At 39.5% G+C, this 20,512-nt stretch carries 12 protein-coding genes; 3 read left to right on the forward strand and 9 right to left on the reverse strand.

The features are described 5' to 3' along the window. Window positions 1–96: 96 nt before the first annotated feature. The 9 genes from GGR21_RS05540 to GGR21_RS05580 form a co-directional block, all read right to left on the reverse strand. Window positions 97–858: a sugar isomerase domain-containing protein gene (locus GGR21_RS05540; RefSeq protein ID WP_183306190.1), complete on the reverse strand. Its 762-nt coding sequence runs from the start codon at window positions 856–858 to the stop codon at window positions 97–99. Between the two features lie 176 nt (window positions 859–1,034). Continuing rightward, window positions 1,035–2,195 (reverse strand): MFS transporter, encoded by a 1,161-nt coding sequence (locus GGR21_RS05545; RefSeq protein ID WP_183306191.1) that lies wholly within the window; start codon window positions 2,193–2,195, stop codon window positions 1,035–1,037. A gap of 6 nt (window positions 2,196–2,201) precedes the next feature. Continuing rightward, window positions 2,202–3,161 (reverse strand): ROK family protein, encoded by a 960-nt coding sequence (locus GGR21_RS05550; protein WP_183306192.1) that lies wholly within the window; start codon window positions 3,159–3,161, stop codon window positions 2,202–2,204. A gap of 40 nt (window positions 3,162–3,201) precedes the next feature. Further along, on the reverse strand, window positions 3,202–4,689 hold the full coding sequence (locus tag GGR21_RS05555; RefSeq protein WP_183306193.1) for a glycoside hydrolase family 10 protein: 1,488 nt from the start codon (window positions 4,687–4,689) through the stop codon (window positions 3,202–3,204). Between the two features lie 93 nt (window positions 4,690–4,782). Beyond that, window positions 4,783–6,249, reverse strand: coding sequence for a glycoside hydrolase family 10 protein (locus GGR21_RS05560; RefSeq protein WP_183306194.1), 1,467 nt, complete (start codon window positions 6,247–6,249; stop codon window positions 4,783–4,785). A 23-nt stretch (window positions 6,250–6,272) separates the two neighbouring features. Further along, a complete protein-coding gene (locus GGR21_RS05565) occupies window positions 6,273–7,754 on the reverse strand; it encodes a DUF4623 domain-containing protein (protein WP_183306195.1) in 1,482 nt (493 codons plus the stop codon). A gap of 31 nt (window positions 7,755–7,785) precedes the next feature. Next, the gene (locus GGR21_RS05570; RefSeq protein WP_183306196.1) at window positions 7,786–9,663 is read right to left on the reverse strand and encodes a RagB/SusD family nutrient uptake outer membrane protein; all 1,878 of its coding nucleotides are present in this window, start codon (window positions 9,661–9,663) and stop codon (window positions 7,786–7,788) included. A 19-nt stretch (window positions 9,664–9,682) separates the two neighbouring features. Next, entirely contained in the window at window positions 9,683–13,198 is a 3,516-nt protein-coding gene (locus tag GGR21_RS05575; protein ID WP_183306197.1) for a SusC/RagA family TonB-linked outer membrane protein, read from the reverse strand. A 548-nt stretch (window positions 13,199–13,746) separates the two neighbouring features. After that, window positions 13,747–15,609, reverse strand: a complete 1,863-nt coding sequence (locus GGR21_RS05580) for an outer membrane protein assembly factor BamB family protein (protein ID WP_183306198.1) — start codon at window positions 15,607–15,609, stop codon at window positions 13,747–13,749. Between the two features lie 561 nt (window positions 15,610–16,170). Here GGR21_RS05580 and GGR21_RS05585 point away from each other — a divergent pair. The 3 genes from GGR21_RS05585 (at window position 16,171) to GGR21_RS05595 (ending at window position 20,445) form a co-directional block, all read left to right on the forward strand. Further along, the gene (locus GGR21_RS05585; RefSeq protein WP_183306199.1) at window positions 16,171–17,337 is read left to right on the forward strand and encodes an exo-beta-N-acetylmuramidase NamZ family protein; all 1,167 of its coding nucleotides are present in this window, start codon (window positions 16,171–16,173) and stop codon (window positions 17,335–17,337) included. A gap of 157 nt (window positions 17,338–17,494) precedes the next feature. Beyond that, window positions 17,495–18,967 carry a sodium:solute symporter gene (locus tag GGR21_RS05590; RefSeq protein WP_183306200.1) on the forward strand — a complete coding sequence of 491 codons (1,473 nt, stop codon included), beginning with the start codon at window positions 17,495–17,497 and terminating at the stop codon, window positions 18,965–18,967. Between the two features lie 11 nt (window positions 18,968–18,978). Further along, entirely contained in the window at window positions 18,979–20,445 is a 1,467-nt protein-coding gene (locus GGR21_RS05595) for a glycosyltransferase family 2 protein (RefSeq protein WP_183306201.1), read from the forward strand. The last annotated feature ends 67 nt before the right edge of the window (window positions 20,446–20,512 follow it).

The raw sequence follows: 20,512 nt of genomic DNA on the forward strand, positions 1-20,512 counted from the left end.
GCCCCTCCTTGCCTCCCCTCTGGGGAGGTTATGGCAAAGCCACGAGATATTCTCTGAACTATCTAATCCCTCCCCTTTGGGGAGGTTAGGAGGGGTCTATACTTTCGACACTCTTTTCTTATATTCTGCCAGACAAGCATCGAGACGTTCGTGAGCGGTTGTATCCCCAGGAACGTTATGCGATGGATGAATGTATAGTTTCACCCCCCTGTCGGCCAGAATTTCAGCAACTGTTGTAATAGTCATCCACACCAAGGTTACAAAAGCCAATGTAGATACAGGCCCTATTTTATCCTGATGATTTTTCAACGGAACACATGCGTCAACTACAGGGACACATGAGTCAACCACTATATCGGCTATTTCAAATATTGTCTTTCCACTTGGGTGGCGTGTTACCTTTCCTTTGGCCTCTGCCGCTGATCCGAACACGATGACTTTCATACCCAGTTCTTTTGCACGTAAAGCTACATCAATATTTACATTATTGATGCCTGTATGCGAAAAAATCCAGATACAATCCTGCTGATCGAAGTTATACGCTTTCATTATGGCATCGCCATATCCCTGTGCACGCTCAAGAAAAAGGAACTGGTGAATACCCATCTGGCCTGTAATACCTGTAAAAAACGTCATGGGCAATTCTACCATAGGATGGAAGCCTACAAAGCCTCCGATGCGCGGGTACATTTCCTCAACAGGGATTGTCGCATGTCCGCAACCAAAAGTATGTACCCAATGATTCGATCCTATGGAGTCAGCCATTGCTTCGGCCGCTTTCTTAATGTTTTCTAACTGTGTGTCTTCAATTTTCTGCATAATGCCACGGGCATTTGCCAACCATTCTAATGCTAACATAATTCTTTTTAGTTTTTATTATTAATATGTAAGTAGTTGTCACTCATTTTATTTATCAGTAGTTAAAGGAGTTATCACTTGTGTTGCTTGTTAGTAGTCAGAATAGTCAAGTAGTTTATAAAATTTACTTCTTTACTTTAACTACTAAGTTGCGTAACAACTGATAACTCCTCTGACTACTTTGACTCCTTATTTATAATTTTTGAATTCATAATCACTATTAATCCCTGTAACACAAGCAATACGGCGAGGAATACAGGGAACGACGATATTTCGAATGTCTTGGAAATATATCCTATCAGGTAATTCAGTATAGAATTGCCACTTAATGCGATAACCAATGCAAAACCAATAGCCGTACCTGTTGTTTCTTTGAATATGGAGCCGATAATACCGATCACAACCGGAAATCCTGCGGCGAGACCGAATCCTATGATAAACAGACTGGTAGCTGCTAATGGAAAAGAGGTGGCATAATTGAGTATGATCACTCCCATTATTGACAAAGCTATACTACCGATAAGTATATAATACTGCTTTATTTTCTGTAAGAGATAGCTCAACAGCAAGCGTGCAATGGTCATACCTAATACCAGAAAAGTGAGTGTAAGTACTATATCACCTTCTTGTATGAAAGAAACCGATTTAAGGTAACTTGTCGTCCAATTATTGAATAAACCTTCGAGTCCACTTTGGAAAAACAGGAAAAAGCTCAATATAAGCAGTACAGGTTCCTTGATCATTGACAGAGTCTTCTTTATCGGAAAACCCTGAGCAACTTTTGGTGCAGGAAATTTTATAGCAACGAAATATACAACACAAAGGAGCATAAATATAGCAGTCCACTGCAATATGATTTCATACGAGTATATTTTTGATAACCCACCAAGCAGTACTGGCACACCTAGTGCTCCTATTCCGTAGAATACGCCTAATATACTTAAACGTGATGCCCGTTCCTTATCGTCGGAAATATCCGAAGCAAGCGCATTGGTTGAGCCGTTGAGCATCCCCCCTCCAAATCCTATACAAAAGACACAAAAGCGGAGTATATTCAGATCGTTAAACAGTGACAAGCCCAATAATCCCAGCAATGCTATAATTGTGCTTACTATCAGTAATATCTTATATCCAAACCTGTCAACTACCGGCCCGAACACGACTGATCCTAATAAAATACCTACAGGCAGGAATGTCACCAGTGAGGAAGCACTCACATGATCAAGTTCGTACTTTCCGGTAAGGGATGGCAGAACCGATCCCATCACGATAAAAGCTATACCGAAAAAGGCCATTCCGATACAAGCTGCTGCATATACGAGATTTTTCTTATACATAAGCTTTTATTTTAATGAAAGAATAGCTAAATATCCTGCCCCAAAGAGTCCAGCATCACCATCGAGATATGATTTTTCGAAGCTTACCTGTTTTATAGCGATAGGCTGCGCCCACCGGCAGGCTTCCTTATATATGCGATCGAGGAAATAGGCTGCCGGGCCGAATACTCCCCCACCCCAGATAATTTTTTCGGGATTGAACAGACTGACTAAATTAGCTGCTGCCATTCCCCACATCTTTATGGCATTATCCAGGACATGCATAGCTAACGCGTCTTTTTCCTCATATGCCACAAATATATCTTTGGCTTTGACTGAGCTAATGTCTATACTTCGTAAAGAGCTTTCTTTATATTTGGTCTTATCTTTTAACAGCTTCTTTGCCTGAAATGCAATGCCGTTACCGGATGCGTTCCCTTCGAAGCAACCATAAATTTTATATTCTTCTTCATAAGTAGGACACAGGGCAAGCCATCCTGCAGCACCTACAATATCGCCATGTCCATGCAACACCTGTCTATCGACCAAGATGCCTATACCAATACCTGTCCCTACGGCAATAAAAAGCGCATTGGAACATCCGATTGCCGATCCTTTCCATGTTTCACCCAGGATGTAGCATGTTCTGTCACTGGCCACATCTACTTTTACAGCCGGATTATTTATATGATTTTCAATCTCCTCCTGTAGTGGGTAATCATCCCAACCTTTTATATTAGGCGCCCATACCCTCTTGGTTTTACTATTGGCTATGCCGGGAACACAAATACCTATGGCCTTTACCTTTGAATCATTTCCTTTGTAAGAATCTATGAGTTCATCGATAATATGTCTTACCAATTCTCCTACTTCATTACCTGCGCGCTCTAATAATAAGGATGATTTTTTCTCCATGATATATCCTTCATTATTAAAGATCGCTCCGATAATCTTTGTTCCTCCCAGGTCGATTCCTATAACAGCCATAAATTAGATTTGAAAATTTAAAAATTTCAGGATTTCAAGATTAATCAAAATATACTATTGAACTTTCGGAATGGGACGGGCTCAGGCTCGTAATCCCATAGCGATATTTTTTCAGGTCTTTTTTCTTTACTGGTAATGATATTTCGGTCAGGCCTGTCACTTCTACTATATTTTCAGGATTATCGATATTCACCGGTTTATTCCGCTTGAACTTATAGATAACAAAACGCTTGGCATCCTTTCCCCGCTGCCATTTCAATTTTATATTCTTATCGTCTACGATCTCAATAACCGGTTCAACCGGATTTTGAGGTTCTATACGCTTTATCCTGTTATTTTCGGGTGAAAGAGACAGGCTTTTATATTCTTTCCTGGTCAGTTGTTTTTGCAGATTAACATCCGGTTTATTAAATACGGATTTTGCACTGAAGTATATCTCTCCTTTGATATTAGGATCAGAGAAATTACGGTTGATTTGTTTGATAAGTTCTTTTGAATTATGCCATTGTTTATCTTTCGCCTTTTTCGATACCCGGTAAGGGGCTAAACCTGCATATACATTCGCCCCGTAATTGTATTTCGACCACCAGTCGGACAATACGGCATAATCGGCAATAGGGTATCCTATATAGAAATACAATTGCGGCAGCACATAATCGATCCAACCTTTTTCCTGCCATAATATTATATCAGCATAGAGGCCATCATAATTAGTCATAGCCTTCGTGTCTGAACCACGTGGATCTTCCGATTTATTCCGCCAGACAGCAAACGGAGAAATACCAAATTCTATCCACGGCTTTTCGGCCTTTATAGTCTCGTTTATTTCTTTAATGATCAGGTTTACGTTATTCCTGCGCCAATCTTCTTTATTGGTAAATCCGCGCGGATATTTCACAAATGTGAGAGAATCAGGGAATTCCTCCCCTTTTATTTTGTATGGATAGAAATAATCATCCATGTGTATTGCATCAATATCATAGTTTGCTACGATGTCTTTTACTACATCGCAGGTAAATTTGCGGACTTCATCCAGTCCGGGATTGAAGTATTTGGCTTTCCCGTAGTTTATTACCCACTCCGGGTGTTTATTTATCACATGGTCTTTTGCATATGTATTGTTGTGTACCGTATCGTTGTTTATACGATAAGGATTAAGCCATACATGGATATATATTCCACGTTTGTGGCATTCGTCTATTGTAAATTGCAGAGGGTCGTAACCTGGATCTTGTCCCTGTACGCCCGTCAGCCAATAGCTGTATGGCTCGTATTTCGATTTATAAAAAGCATCGGCTGTTGGTCTTATCTGAAAGACAACAGTATTCATGTTATGATCTTTTACTTTATCGAGCAAACTGATCATTTCCTGCTTTTGCTCTTCGGCTGTCAGGCTTCTTTTTGTAGGCCAGTCGATATTTCCGACAGTAGCTACCCATACACCTCTCAGTGCCCTTTTGTTGGGCTGGGCAAAGCATATAGTAGTAAAAAACAACAGAGATAAGCTTAGATAAATGATTTTTTTCATGAGAATAAGGTCTTTTCCTCAGAGAATCTGAAGGAAAGAGTAACAGTGTACTCTTCCCTTAGAATCTCTAAAGCATAAATGGATATTTTCTTTTTATTTATAAGAAACAATATCAGATACAGCACTCTCAACATTATCTATGTTAAGAGTAGTCAGGCAGTAATCGCCTTTTTCAGGCAAAGAATATTCTTTATCCCATGTGATGGCTACAACTGTACCTTTCTTATCGGCAACTTTATAGATAACCGTGCGAAGTCCGCTTCCGGCACTCCACTTCAGATTATTGCTGCTTATGGTAATATTTGACGCAGCAGCAGGATCAGCCGCAACTTTGCGCCCGGCAAAAGGTATTACGGCAGGGTTTTTATATATCTGATTTTTGAGCACGTCTATTATTCCCAGTTTGTTTTCCTGGAAATATTTAGCACTATACATAATGCTTCCCAGTACTTTCGACTGAACATTAGCCAGCCGGAACTGTTCAACCAGTTCGCTGGTTGTCTGGAATTTAGCTCCGGACTCTCCGTCTCCGAATTTATATAATCCATATCCAATCATTGTAACGGCCTTATAGCTATACTGTGGCCACCATGATACACGGTAATTGAAACTGGAGGTGGCATCACCTGTCGAAGAATAAAGTTGAGGTATAAGAATATCTACCCAGCCTTCCTGGCACCATTTGGTTACATTCGCATAAAGTGAATTCACATTATAGCTGTTATCACCGGCAGGACTGACAGAAAATACTGCATCCGGCTTATTCTGGACAACCACATCATATATTTTTTTAACTACTTTATCCACGTTTCCTTTACGGAACTCTGTTATTGAAGAATAATCCGATCCGTATTTTGCGTATTCCTCTTCATCTTCTAAAGATGTATAATCGGCAGGATCGGGATAGAAGTAGTCATCGATATGAATGCCATCAACATCATACTTTGTGATAATGTCCTTTACTATGTCTGCTATACGATCCTGTACCTCTGGCAAAGCCGGATTATACATACGTATCTTATCATATTCTTTTACCCATGCCGCATTTATCTTAGGATCTAATGTGGTAGGGAAAGGAGAAGTCTTATCAGTCCTTCTTTCTATGCGGTATGGATTTAGCCATGCATGGAATTCCAGATCACGGTTATGCGCCTCTTCCAGCATGAAATCCAATACATCATATCCGGGATCTTTTCCCGGCACATTAGTAATCCACTTACTCCAAGGTTCATAAGGAGAATTATAGAATGCATCGCCATTTGGCCTTATTTGAACAAATACAGCATTTACGCCACTGTCTGCAAGTTTATCCAGAAGGTCTGTATATTTCTTTTTCTGGCTGGTTGCATTATAGTCAGATTGTGGCCAGTCGAGACTCCAAACGGTAGCAATCCAGGCTCCACGCATTTCTTTTTTCTGCAATGTGATATCGGTAGATGGCGGATTAGGATCTCCGCCATTACCTCCACCGTTGCCGCCGTCATCGTCGTCGCTGCCTCCACAAGAGGCAGCAAACGCGATAATGGCTGAGATCAATAAATATCTGAAATATTTTTTCACGATTTCTTATTTATCAGTTAATATTACTGGTTTTCTTTCACTTTTTTAGGAATTTCGAACACAGCGAATCCGGCCTGTACACCTCCTGCCAACAGATATAGTGTTTCGTCACCGTCAGCAATCCAGGCTGTAGATATTGATGCATTTGCAGTAGGGATAGCTCCACCCAGCGAGTATTCGAACAGAGGAGTAGCAACATTTATTAGTTGGAGTGCATCCATAGTTGTGCTACCAAGTGTGATATCATATACCCTGAATGTGCCGGAGCCGCTACTCATCGTTATTAAATAACGCTCGTTATTAAATACAACTACTTTTGCATCAGCACCATTTCCCATACCAATAAGCGCAGCAGGGATCTCGTATAATATACTACCACTTCCATCCATTAATCTGACAGTCATGTAAGTATTGTTAAAACTACTGTTATATCCGCTGTAAATATACTCTTCAGCTTTACCCGGTACGCGGTTGAAGCTGGCCCATGAACCTGGGTGAGGACTTACTGCGCTATTTACCAATGAAACTGAATTCAGGGTTTTGAATCCGGAAATAGAAGCCTTGATCAGACTACTTGGCTGAGCATTATTGGAATGCGTAAAGAGATAACCATTTCCTTCGTCGTCGATATCGACAGATACAAAACCTTCATAACGCCCTGCATATCCGGCAAGACCATCAGCTGTGCTTACTGTGGTTCCGGAAGTAGCCACACTCGCATTAGTAATCCTTGTTGGAGAAAGTTCCGGATGAGCTTCTTCCCATACATCAAAGGATATGCTGGTAGCAGCTCCGTTACAGAGGTATATATGTCCGTTTGCCATTGTACCGCCGTTCACACCGAACCAACCGCTATTAAATCCGGTCAGAGGTGTTGAATTGATCGTTCCCTGCTTAAGATCAGACAGTTTAAGTAATTCAGGAGTTCCTGTCGCAGGACGGCTTGCCACTAAAACATTAGTAAGGCTTAACCCGTATTGACGGCCATAATCTGCGGCACTAGCCAGATACATAGGTTGGTCTGTACCACCGGCATATTCCGCCAGGTTAGGTGTTGCACCCGAATAGTCATAGACCTTAACTTTGCTCTTACTGAAATCGGCACCCCATACAGGTACATCCAGTCTTATAGTCACATAATATTCCCGTTTACGCAAGCCGTTGACTACAGCGATAGTCCGTTTATACTGGCTGGCTCCTTCCGGTATGAGAAAACTATATTCGGTGGAGTCCAGATGCGCCCTTTCAGAAACTGAAGCTTCAAACCTGACTTTGGAAAGGTCTGTTTCCATATGGACTTCGGGGAAGGTAATTTCTTTCGTATTTTCATCCACTGTTCCCGTAACAACCTCATCACCGTTGACTCCGGCGTTTAAAATCTGAATGTTGTAGATAACCGTTTCGTCAGCTGTAGTATCAGGATAACTATCGTCATCGCTACATGAGACCATTATCAAAGAAAATGGTATAACTAGTAGTCCAATATATCTTATTATACTTTTCATAGTTTCTTATCTTTTATTTTACATCATAATTTTACAGATCAGAAGGCCAGCCTTCTGTTTGAGCCAGATCATAACCCTTGTCCATATAGCTAATGCGTTGTGTTTTACCTACAGGAGCCAGATAAGCATTCATTCCGGCAACACCAAGGAAAGGTAAACGTCCCTGTATATTAGTCGGACTGTAGAATCCCACCATCTGAGCAGCATTAGACCCATTATATGTTGTAACAGTTCCACTAAGATCAGTAACAGCTACTACCCCAATATTTGCTGGTGTAAGTAGTTCAGGCGCATCGACAGGTATATTCATCCATGTTCCTCTCAATATATCGGCATTCTGTGTATCATCCATATAATCGAGTTTTTTCCAACGACGAAGGTCCAGTATGCGGGAATGTTCAAATGCCAGTTCCATACGTCTTTCACGGCGTATTTCCCATATAAGTTGCGATACATCTCCTCTATTAGGACTATTCGGCATATTTGATAAATTCATATCGGCTGTTCTTTCTACACCAAGTGCTGTAGCAGCTGCTGCTATAGGACGGTTGCGAATTTTATTTATTGTTGCATCAATATCAGCCTGAGTAACGGCATCTCCACCCAAAGTTGCCAATTCGGCTTTAGCTTCGATAAGATTTAGCAGTACTTCCGCATAGCGCATTACAGGATAATCATTTTCATTGTAAGTTGATGTATACTGCGATTCAGGAGATCCACCTGTATCCAGATATTTAAGGCCGTCCCTGTTTATAAACTTACAAACATACAGATATGAGCCTCTACCCTTTGATGTCACCTTATTATAGAAAGTAGCTTCGAAACGAGGATCACGTGTCTTGATCAGATTTGCCATTGAAAAATCCCTGTTATTGACGTCAGTAGAGGTCTGCCAATCAGAACCATCATTACAGATAAATGATTTTACCAGTGCTAAAGTAGGACTGTAATAACGGCCGTCCACCAGATTATTATTAGTTGCTATCGAGTGAGATACCCCTTGCCCGATATCATATGCCCTGTAGAAAATACAATCTTTGTTCCCGCTTAGATCCTCTGAGCCAAACAGGCTGCGAAAATCTGTTACTATATCATACTTTCCGGTAGCACGGATTATTTCCGCTGCCTCCACTGTCAGATTTAAGAATTTTTGAGCTCTCTCTGTATTATTCTTATGATATTTTTGCCATGTTCCTTCAAACAATGCCAGTCTACTGACATAACCTGCAACTACGTCTCTGTTCACATAGAGGTTTCCATCACTCTGTCTTACATTGTTCATAGCGAAAACAAGGTCGTCATATACAGCATCCATAACCTCGTTCCGAGGTGTACGTTGCTTGTAAAGTTCATCAAATTCCTTATCACCTATTTCACGGTCATAATAAGGGACATCTCCGAATACGGTCACCAATCCGGCATATTCCATAGCCCTAAAAAAACGGCCTATTCCTAACCAATGGTTCTTTTCTTCTTCGCTGAGAATTCCACCCATGCGCGTCTCGATACGATCGATCATGATATTTGCTTTTCGCACCCATGAGAAGTTCCATGTCGGACCGGAATATTTCTCTATCCACGGAATATTAGTTGCTCCGGTAGCCGTAGCAGAAGGAGTTTCTCCTCTCGAATTAGGTACCGATAGTTCAAATTGTGTTTGTGTCCCATTGTATAAGATGTCATCACTGAACATATATCCCAGATATGCTGCATATTCCGATCTGTTTGCGACATTATATCCGACAAAATGGCGCGGATAAAATTCATTAGCATACAATCTTAGTTTTTCTTCGCTTGTCCAATAGTTTTCATCATCGTACGATGTCAATTGCGGTCTGTCGAGAACATCGTCACAACTTGAAAGCAAGAAGATAAACAATGATATAAATAATAATATTTTTGTTTTCATATTTTCCGTTTTTACTCGTTTAGAAACTCAACTGAACACCTACAGAAGCTGACTTAAAGACTGGTGTCCCTGTACCGGTACGTCCCAGGTTATAGTTTGATGTATCGAACATGGAATAACCGGATTTTGCTTCAGGATCGATAGGTAAACCTCTCAGATTGTCAAAAGTGAAGAAGTTTTCGAGAGAAACATAAAAGCGTGCTTTTGAAATATACGCTTTTCTCAAGAGAGCCGTTGGAAGAGAGTATCCGAATGTTATATTCTTTATTCTCAGATAAGACATATCCAGCAAATAGCGGCTTTGTATCTGAAGGCTGTAGTTTGTATTGCCTCCTCCGTTGTTCCATGCACGTGGATAGAAAGCATCGGTACGGTCGGGACGCCAGTAGTCTCCGGCGATCGCTTGCGGTATTGCTCCGTCGGCAGCACTGAATCCCGGTATTGCCAGCTGGCCAGCTCCCCACATGCTGCGTTTTCCTATTCCCTGGAAGAATATGGAAGCATCGAAACCTTTATAATCCGCTCCCAGACGGAAACCATATTCGTAGCGAGGAGTTGTATTTCCGATTACCTCACGGTCACCCGGATCGCCAAACGTACCTTTACCCGGAGTAATATATCCGTCTCCATTCAGATCTACAAACTTAACATCTCCCGGACGGAATATTACAACACCACCTCCATCTTCGAAATAAGTCTGATAGACCGGATTATCTCCTGCCAGCATATACGAACGCTTGGATGTTCCGTCAATAATAATTGTTACTTTCTGAAGGTTGCCATCAGCACCTCTCACGAAATCTTCTTCCTGATACAAGCGGTCTGTTCTATATCCCCAAACATCTCCGTAACGGGCGCCTGTAGCCCATCCGTTGCTAATCAACCTGTTTTCCCAAGCTGTATTCTGGTCTGCTCCACGGGTAACATGTGTAACCGCATCGGCAAACGTAACTAATCCGTTTATAGATAATCCGTTACTAAATCTGTGGTTGAAGTCTAAAGATATTTCCCATCCTTTGGTACGAAGGTCACCATAATTACCCTGAGGTACAGCTACACCAAATGTTTCGGGTAGAGCATCTCCGGCAATAATCATATTTTTGGTATCGCGCTGAAACCAGTCTACACTTAATCCTACCCGGTCTTTCCAAAAACGGAAATCGGCACCTATATCCAATGTTTCTATACGCTGCCATGTAATATCCTGTGAAACAGCTGCAGGCGGCCTGTAACTCATTGTTACACCATCGGAACCCAACCATGTGGTTTTTTCCACAGTAGCCAGAGTAGGAACATAGAGTGAGTTTGAAACACTCTGGTCGCCGATACTACCCCATGATGTTCTTATTTTAGCAAAACTTAATACAGATTCTATCGGTTTCATAAATTTTTCGGACGACATGATCCAACCTCCTGAAAAAGAAGGGAACCACCGCCATCTGAGATGTTCAGGGAAAACAGAAGTACCATCATACCGTAAATTGGCTTCCAGCAAATATTTACTGTCGAATGCATAGTTAACACGGCCAAAGAAACCGAGTTGTCCATTCCAGTTTGCAGTGGAAGAAACTTTCTGCGTACCTGTTGCGAAATTAAATTGAGGATTTTCATAATCCATAAGGTCTAATTTCTCTGCATAATGGCTTCTCCAGTCATTTGTAACCCTGTTCATACCCGCCATGAACTTGAAAGCATGCGGATCTCCTATTTTCAGATTATAGGTTGAATATACATTAAAGTTATGGCTGTTTTTCCTAAGTGAATTGCGTGATATATAGCTTGTCTGCCTATCTGTAGGGCTTCCGCTGGCAGGGAAAGTTATCGTATTAAACATATATGCCGGCATACCTCCGTCAGTAGTCACATTACCTTCATCATCCACATATACCTGATTTCCGTCAGCATCCTTCCACAATACAGGAGAATACCATGCATCTCCGGCTGTAAATTTTGGTATAGATGCATCTGTAGCATCTTCTTGGGTATAATATGTGTAGTCGAATTCAAGATTCCAGTTTTTGGTAAAATTAACTGTTGCACCCAGATTTACGTTCGTATAGACATTGCGAAGGCGTGATGTTGTTGACGCTTCCAGTTCATAAGCCGGATTCCTAAGATTGTTTCCGTGTTGATCCTGTACACCAACCGGCATTAAACTGCCCCAGCGATATGCATATAGCCACGGGTCTGATGTAGTCGAGCCTGTGCTCGGATAACGCTTAACACGATCAGAATACATGGCGCCTCCCCGTATTGTCAGGTATTTGTTAATTTCGCTGGACAAACTCAATGTTACATTGTATCTTCTGAAATCATCTGTTTTGGCGGGTTTAGTCATACCACTCTGATCGAGTAATCCCAGTCCCAGATTATAGCTGACTTTTCCGCTTTTACCGTTCACCGACAGATTGTGTGTCTGTGTTGGAGTCCATTCTTTTACCAGAGCATCTACTGCATTATATGTACGTATTCCCAGTTTGTTACCTAGTTCATCCATATACCAGTCTCTACCATAAACTACAGGATCACCTGCTTTTACGGTTTTTCCGTATTTTTCAACCCATTCTCTGGATTTCTGAATACTTTCGGCTGTCATTTTCCACATATTTCCGGTAGCCCCCGTATTCGGATTCTCAGGGTTACGGCTTGTCCATGCATCCCAGGTATACTGTAGTCCGTCTATCGTCGCCATTTCCAGATCCTTAGCCCTATTTTGCCATGAAACGTTCCCCGAGTATGTTACGCTTACCGATTCAGCTTTGGCACCTTTCTTTGTAGTAATAAGTATTACACCAAATGCAGCTTTAGCACCGTATATAGAAGAAGCCGCAGCATCTTTCAATACTGATATATCTGCAACGTCATTCGGATTTACAAGCTGTAAACTAGGAACCTCTACGTTATCAACTAGAATCAATGGATTTGAACTTCCATTGGGAGAAGAAACCTGGCCGCGTATTCTCATTATCGGATCAGAACCTATTTCTCCTGATGGCACTGTGATATTCAAACCCGGAACTGTACCCTGAAGCCCACGCCCGACGTCGGCTATCGGTCTGCTTCCTAAAGTTTTATCTACATCAACAGAGAATACTGCCCCTGTCAGGTTTTCCTTTTTTTGCGCACCATAACCTACAACCACAACTTCATCCATCACTTTGGAGTCTTCCTGCATAGTTATATTTATAGTCTTGTTCGTTCCCACTCTGCGTGTAACAGTGGAAAATCCGATATATCTGAATTCCAGTATATCATCAGATGCTGCATTTATTGTATAATTTCCATCTACATCAGTAAGTGTCCCTTGTGTTGTTCCTTTTACGACAACACTAACGCCAATTAATGGCTCTCCCTTCGAATCTACTATTTTCCCTTTGATTAAGATTTTTGTTTGTTGCTGCTCTAAGGTATTCAGGTTTTTTGATTCGGCATCATTGGCATAGGTATTACCCATGGATGAACAAATCAACCCAATAGACAACAGACAAAGAATCTTCTTTGATAGTGTTTTTCTGTGTTTCTGCGAGTTATTCATAATACTTTGTTTATTAATTTATACTTTTTACAAGTAGATACAAGTGATTGAGGTTATTGCTTATTTTACATCAATTGTATTATAAAAATCCGGTCTTTTCTATATAGCAAAACCATATATCAGGCAGTTGCTTTACTGTCTGATATATGGTTTACAGAAATAGAAATTTGGGACGAAATAATATTTTCTATTATTTGTCCTTTTAAAAATATAGATTTTGTTACTCTCTCTCTCTCTCTCTCTCTCTCTCTCTCTCTCTAAGAAAACACAGTTAACTTCCAAATTTTCAGAAGAAAAAATGAAGTAAAATAACTTATAATTTTGTGTATTCTTAGACATAATCGCTATTTATTTTTTATAATAATTGATATTTTAATATCAAGTTCCGGTTTCAATAAAATTGTATCATAAACATTTTAACATAAGAAGACTTTTGACGTTTAATTAAGGTTTAAGGTATTTTCTTCATATAGATTATTTTTTTAATAGGTTTTACAAATATCTTTTAAATGTGTCCGTATTTTTATACCGAATAAGAGTTATCCTGTTTACTTTTCCTGATTGAATAATAAACCGACAATGCCTTCACTTGACGTGAATATACATGACTGGCCGTTTATTGGGACAACTGTGTTTACCAATGAATTGCCAACTTTGTGTTTCCATTTCATTTTTCCTGTTTTTGCATCCAATGCAAATATGATCCCGTTTTTGGTACTGCCAAAAACAACATTATTTTTTTCCACAGGCATAGACGGGGCATGATCGTATCCATAAGACACGTTTTGCGACCATATTTTTTGTGGTTCGTTACCCAATGCCGAGTAACAGACTACGCTATCCTGCATTGTTTTACTATATATTCTAAGATGATCCTCTGACAAACCGATAGTTTCCCTTACCATAGACTCTTTAGTACGCCAGACAGTTTCTCCTGTTTCTATATTTATAGCTGTCATAACCCTATCAGGAGCTGTAAAGAATACTTTTCCATGAGCTGCTACCGGCCAGACTGCTGCCGGAGAGAAATGCATACGGGTAAGGTCGCCATTCCATTTCCATAACAGGCTACCGGTATATTTATTTAGAGCATACATATAATTATCCCATGCACCAAAGATCACCTTATTGTCATATATCAATGGTTTGGTTTCTATATACCCTTTTACTTCACTGTATTCCCATACCAAATCCCCATTATATATGTTTATTGCTCTCATTGTATGATCGCTGGCTCCGATATATGCGATATCTCCATCAATAGAAACTGCTCCCAACACAGCTTCTTTAGCAAGATATTTCCAAATGAGGGAACCGTTATTCGCATTTATTCCATATATATATTTATCGGCTGAACCAAAAACAACAATATTTTTGGCTACAGCCGGAGTTCCTACTATGCGGTTATCCGATTTATAGTTCCAGATTATTTTGCCGTCTCTTAACGACAGACAGGAGAGTTGCCCGGTATCATCCCCCACATATATCTTATCTTCATATATAACAGGGGAAGAATAAATTGTATTCCCAATCCTTGTTATCCATTTTGCCTTTACATTGGGATATATTGTATTAACTGAGTCAGAAGGACGTCCATAGGTACTATTATCTTCCGTATAGTATTGTTTACCTAAAGTATAACTACCCCATTTTATTGGAGACTGATTTATTTTCTGTTCATATACTATTATAGAATCCTGATTAATTTCATATATTGAATATCCTCCCACCTTATCTGATTTATCTCTCAGATTTGAGCGGTTAATAAAGGCAGGTATTCCGTCATAAAAGAAAAGTCTGTTGCTATGATAATGCCCACCGAGAACCGCCTTTACATTATATTGTCTGGCTAAATCCGTTACTTCATACCAATTGTCTACATCACCATCTTGTAATGGATAATGAGTGACCAATATAAAAGGAGTACCCGGGTTTGCTGATGAAAATTCATTCCTGAGCCATGCTATATCCTGTGGCGCTACATGTCCGTCCATCATCCGTATTATCGGCCCTGTATTGAATCCCAGAAACATATATCCGTTATATTCAAATTTAAACCTGTCACTCCCGAAGATATGGCCAAAATCTGTAGCACCCGATTCACTCCATTTGGTTTCGTGATTTCCGGCTATAGCATAGTATTTAATATTTAAATTATCGAGTAAGTCTTTTGCTTTTTGCAACGACAGCCGATCACCTTCTTCTGTCAGATCTCCTGTCACAAGGACAAAACTAAGTCCGGGTGCTTCATTTATCTGGGCGACAGAACGCTTCAGGTCATTATAAGCCAAGGTATCCCTATTCAGGTGAGTATCTGTTATAAGAGCAAAACGAAAGCTTTGTCCCCATGATGCTTCACACAGGAAAAGGATTATTATAACTAATATTATATGACGTGAAAAGTTCTTCATAGACAATACTCTTTACAATTGATTATATAGACTAACACTTTTCTTTATGAGCTATACAAATGTATAAGAATTTTATATATCTTTTTTGAGTCATTTGTTTATTTTAATATATATTATATATAATTTGAACATTTTAATTATTATGAAAAAGATGCAACTGCAGCAAAATGAGAACTAATTATCTGTTTATAAATATGTTATAATTAAATACCCCTTATTAATCGTAAAATACATATCATTTTAATTAATTATTAAATAGTTATTTTTAATTTTATTAACCATAATATCAACAATACACTCAGCGGAAAGCATCAAGAAGAAGGTTAATCGCGATAGGGATTCAATCCTGGCTGCATCAAGAATATTTTTAAAAGATTTTAATATTTAATTTATGTATATGAATACAAATAATAGTTAATTTAATATTTTTGAAGATATCTTTTGACTGTTATTCAAATATATCGTTTTATATTTGTTCTTAATAAACTGGATAAATAATTCACTAAACACTCGATAAATGACCTGCATCTACGAGAATCGAGCAAAAATAATAGCTTTACTATGAAAAGAGCAATCATTTTATTTATTCTGACAACAATATCAATTATACTTTCGGCTCAAACCAGTACAATAAAAACAGGAGCTGAACAAACTGATCTTTATTTTCCACTGCTGAAAGGAAAACGTATAGCCGTAATGTCTAATCATACAGGCATGATACAAGATAAGCATCTGGTAGATATATTTGTTGAAAATAAACTAAATGTTGTCGCTATTTTTTCACCTGAGCATGGTTTCAGAGGAAATGCCGATGCAGGAGAACATGTAGCCAGTTCTGTAGACAAAAAAACAGGAATCCCTATCAAGTCTTTATATGACGGAAAAGATAAAAAGCCTAGCACCAGATCGATGGATATGTTTGATATACTTGTTATAGACATACAGGATGTAGGATTGCGTTTTTACACCTATTATATAACTATGGTAAGATTGATGGATGCTTGTGCCGAATACAACAAAAAAATGCTTATTCTGGATCGGCCTAATCCAAACGGACATTACATTGACGGTCCTATATTGAACATGAAGTACAAATCGGGTGTAGGATGGCTGCCAATACCGGTTGTACATGGTATGACCATGGGTGAACTAGCCCTGATGACAAACGGAGAAAAATGGTTGCCAAATAATCGCAAATGTGATCTCAATGTTATAAAATGTGCTAATTATACACACCAAACGCTCTATCAGTTACCGATTGCACCCTCTCCTAACCTTCCTAATATGAAGTCAATATACCTTTATCCTTCAACTTGCCTGTTCGAAGGCACTCCTGTCAGCCTTGGCCGGGGTACAGACTTTCCTTTTCAGGTGTACGGGCATCCAGATATGAAAGGTTACAGCTTCTCATTCACACCACGGAGTGTAGCGGGGGCAAAGAATCCACCCCTTTTAAACAAATTATGCCACGGAGTTGATTTAAGGAATGTAACAGATGAAGAAATATTCGCCAAAGGCTTTGACCTTTCATATATAATAGATGCATATAATAATCTGAATATAGGAGATAAATTCTTTACTTCATTTTTCGAAAAACTTGTAGGAGTAGATTATATTCGCAAAATGATAATAGAAGGAAAATCAAACGAAGAAATAAGAAAGATGTGGCAGGGCGATGTTGAAAAATTCAAACAGCAGCGCAAACCATATCTTTTATATGAAGAATAATATAAATCAGTAGTCAAAGGAGTCAAGTAGTTATCAGTTGCTTTGCAACTTAGTAGTAAAGTAGAAATAATACCACTTCACTACTCTAACTACTAATGAGTGAAACGAATGATAACTACTTGACTCCTTTGACTACTCTAACTACTAAAAAAAAAGAATGAATCCGGCTTTAGTGCTCTTAATCATAGCGTTCTACTTTGCTATACTATTTGCCATATCATACATCACAGGCCGCAAAGCAGACAATCAGGGCTTCTTCACGGGAAACCGCAAGTCGCCGTGGTTTGTCGTGGCTTTTGCCATGATAGGATCGGCCATATCGGGAGTGACATTTGTTTCTGTTCCCGGAATGGTTGCAGCCAGTGGTTTTTCCTATCTTCAGATGGTAATGGGATTCGTTGTAGGACAAATGATTATCGCCTTTGTACTGATACCGTTATTCTACAGGATGAATCTCACCTCAATTTATGAATATCTTGAAAACCGCTTTGGGATAGCATCATACAAAACAGGAGCATGGTTTTTCTTTATATCTAAAATGCTGGGAGCTGCTGTAAGGCTATTCCTTGTGTGCATCGTATTGCAATTACTGGTTTTCGAACCATTGAAAATATCATTCTTTATTAATGTAATATTCACAGTTGGACTTGTTTGGCTATATACATTTAAGGGCGGCGTGAAATCACTGATCTGGACAGATTCTTTGAAAACGTTCTGTCTGATTGTTTCAGTAGGCTTATGTATTTATTATATAGCATCCAATCTGGGGCTTAATTTTTCGGGAATGTTCTCCACAATTAACGAAAGCAGTTATTCCAAGACATTCTTTTTTGACGATGTGAATGACAGGAGATTTTTCTTTAAACAATTTCTGGCAGGTATTTTTACCGTTATTGCTACTACCGGACTCGATCAGGATATGATGCAAAAGAATATGAGTTGTAAGAATCCTAAAGACTCGCAGAAAAACATGGTAATCAGCGGCGTATTACAATTATTTATAAACCTGCTGTTTCTCATGCTTGGAGTACTACTTTATATTTACGCGACTAGAAATAGTGTTGCTATTCCCGAAAAAAGCGATGAACTATTCCCCATGCTTGCCACAGGAGGATATTTTCCTATGATAGTAGGCATATTATTCATCATTGGCTTGATCTCGGCGGCTTACGCTGCGGCAGGATCGGCACTTACAGCTCTTACAACATCATTTACTGTCGATATACTGGAGACAACTAAAAAACAAAAGACAGATGCCGAAATAGCCAAAACCCGTAAGCGTGTGCATATAGGCATGGCGGTTGTTATGGGATTGGTAATTATTATCATCAATTTACTCAATAATACTTCTGTGATCGATGCCGTATATATCCTCGCCAGTTATACTTACGGCCCTATCTTAGGCCTGTTTGCCTTCGGCATATTCACAAAGAAATCCGTAAAAGATAAATATATACCACTGGTGGCAATATTGGCCCCAATAATATGTTTCATATTCGACAAAAACTCGGAAGCATGGTTCGACGGATATAAATTCGGATACGAGATACTAATAATGAATGCTGTTTTGACATTCATTGGTTTACTTTTGCTAGTCAAGAAAAAAGAGATTACAATAAATACAAAATAACCTATTTAAAGATGAAAATTAATTGCTTTATACCCTTCCAAAATGTGAGTCAGGTACAGGAAACCGTTACTTCACTAAAGAGTTCGGAACTTGTAAATAAGATATTCCTGTTAACTGATAACGGCTGCAAAGATACTATTGCCGGTTGCGAAGTGATCGATATAGATTCGATCCGTTCTACGGCTACAATAAAAAAGATTGCCGCGAAAGCCGATGCGGAATATACACTGATTTATACTAAATCAGATCAGCTACGCATGGGGATGTTCGCCTTCGACCGGATGTTGCAGATAGCGAAAGATTCGGGTGCAGGACTAATATATGCCGATCATTACCAGATATCGGGAGGAGAAAAGAAAAATAGTCCTGTAATCACTTATCAAAAAGGAAGTTTACGCGACGATTTCAATTTTGGATCAGTGCTTATTTACAAATCCGAAGTATTGAAGCACGCAGCTTCGGAAATGGATAAAGAATATCAGTTTGCCGGTATTTACGATCTCCGTCTCAAAGTTTCGCAAAAAGCCGGACTGGTACACATCAACGAATACCTGTATACTGAAATTGAGAATGACAGCCGCAAAAGCGGTGAAAAGATATTCGATTATGTCGATCCTAAAAACAGGAATATGCAGATAGAAATGGAACAGGCTTGTACCGACCACTTGAAGAAAATCGGCGCATATCTGGCTCCTCAGTTCAAAAAAATAGAATTCAAACAATCGAATTTCGAATACGAAGCTTCTGTGATCATTCCCGTGCGTAACCGTATACGTACAATTACCGACGCTATACAGTCTGTATTGAATCAGAAAACAAACTTCAAATTCAACCTTATTGTCGTTGATAATTATTCTACCGATGGTACTACCGAAGCCATCGATAAATTCGCTTCGGATAAACGTCTGATACATGTCATTCCCGAAAACAAAGAACTAGGTATTGGTGGCTGCTGGAATGCAGGCGTGCACAATCCTAAATGTGGAAAATTCGCCGTGCAGCTCGATAGTGACGATGTATATTCCGATGAAAACACACTACAAAAAATTGTAGATGCATTCTACGAACAAAATTGCGCTATGGTAGTAGGCACATACATGCTTACTAATTTCGATATGGAAATGATACCTCCGGGCATTATCGACCATAAGGAATGGACACCAGATAACGGACGCAACAACGCCCTGCGTATCAATGGATTGGGAGCACCACGTGCATTCTATACCCCATTGTTAAGGGAAATAAAAGTACCAAATACAAGTTACGGTGAAGATTATGCATTGGGGTTATATTTCTCACGTGAGCACCAGATTGGGCGCATCTACGATGTGTTGTACCTATGCCGTCGCTGGGACGACAATTCCGATGCATCACTGGATATAGTGAAAATGAACGCACACAATACTTATAAAGACAGGATACGTACCTGGGAATTGGAAGCCCGTATCGCTTTAAATAAAAGCAAACAGGTAAATTAATGTTAGCAATGTGAAAGGGTGAGAGTTCAAAAAATACTACTCATGACTTGGCTCTCACCTTTTTATT

It is taken from the genome of Dysgonomonas hofstadii (genome assembly GCF_014196915.1).
GTDB classification, from domain to species: domain Bacteria; phylum Bacteroidota; class Bacteroidia; order Bacteroidales; family Dysgonomonadaceae; genus Dysgonomonas; species Dysgonomonas hofstadii.

Bases quoted from the DNA above. Each gene is read 5' to 3' on its own strand.
- GGR21_RS05540 (WP_183306190.1), bottom strand. From the start codon at position 858: ATGTTAGCATTAGAATGGTTGGCAAATGCCCGTGGCATTATGCAGAAA.
- GGR21_RS05545 (WP_183306191.1), bottom strand. From the start codon at position 2,195: ATGTATAAGAAAAATCTCGTATATGCAGCAGCTTGTATCGGAATGGCC.
- GGR21_RS05550 (WP_183306192.1), bottom strand. From the start codon at position 3,161: ATGGCTGTTATAGGAATCGACCTGGGAGGAACAAAGATTATCGGAGCG.
- GGR21_RS05555 (WP_183306193.1), bottom strand. From the start codon at position 4,689: ATGAAAAAAATCATTTATCTAAGCTTATCTCTGTTGTTTTTTACTACT.
- GGR21_RS05565 (WP_183306195.1), bottom strand. From the start codon at position 7,754: ATGAAAAGTATAATAAGATATATTGGACTACTAGTTATACCATTTTCT.
- GGR21_RS05570 (WP_183306196.1), bottom strand. From the start codon at position 9,663: ATGAAAACAAAAATATTATTATTTATATCATTGTTTATCTTCTTGCTT.
- GGR21_RS05575 (WP_183306197.1), bottom strand. From the start codon at position 13,198: ATGAATAACTCGCAGAAACACAGAAAAACACTATCAAAGAAGATTCTT.
- GGR21_RS05580 (WP_183306198.1), bottom strand. From the start codon at position 15,609: ATGAAGAACTTTTCACGTCATATAATATTAGTTATAATAATCCTTTTC.
- GGR21_RS05585 (WP_183306199.1), top strand. From the start codon at position 16,171: ATGAAAAGAGCAATCATTTTATTTATTCTGACAACAATATCAATTATA.
- GGR21_RS05590 (WP_183306200.1), top strand. From the start codon at position 17,495: ATGAATCCGGCTTTAGTGCTCTTAATCATAGCGTTCTACTTTGCTATA.
- GGR21_RS05595 (WP_183306201.1), top strand. From the start codon at position 18,979: ATGAAAATTAATTGCTTTATACCCTTCCAAAATGTGAGTCAGGTACAG.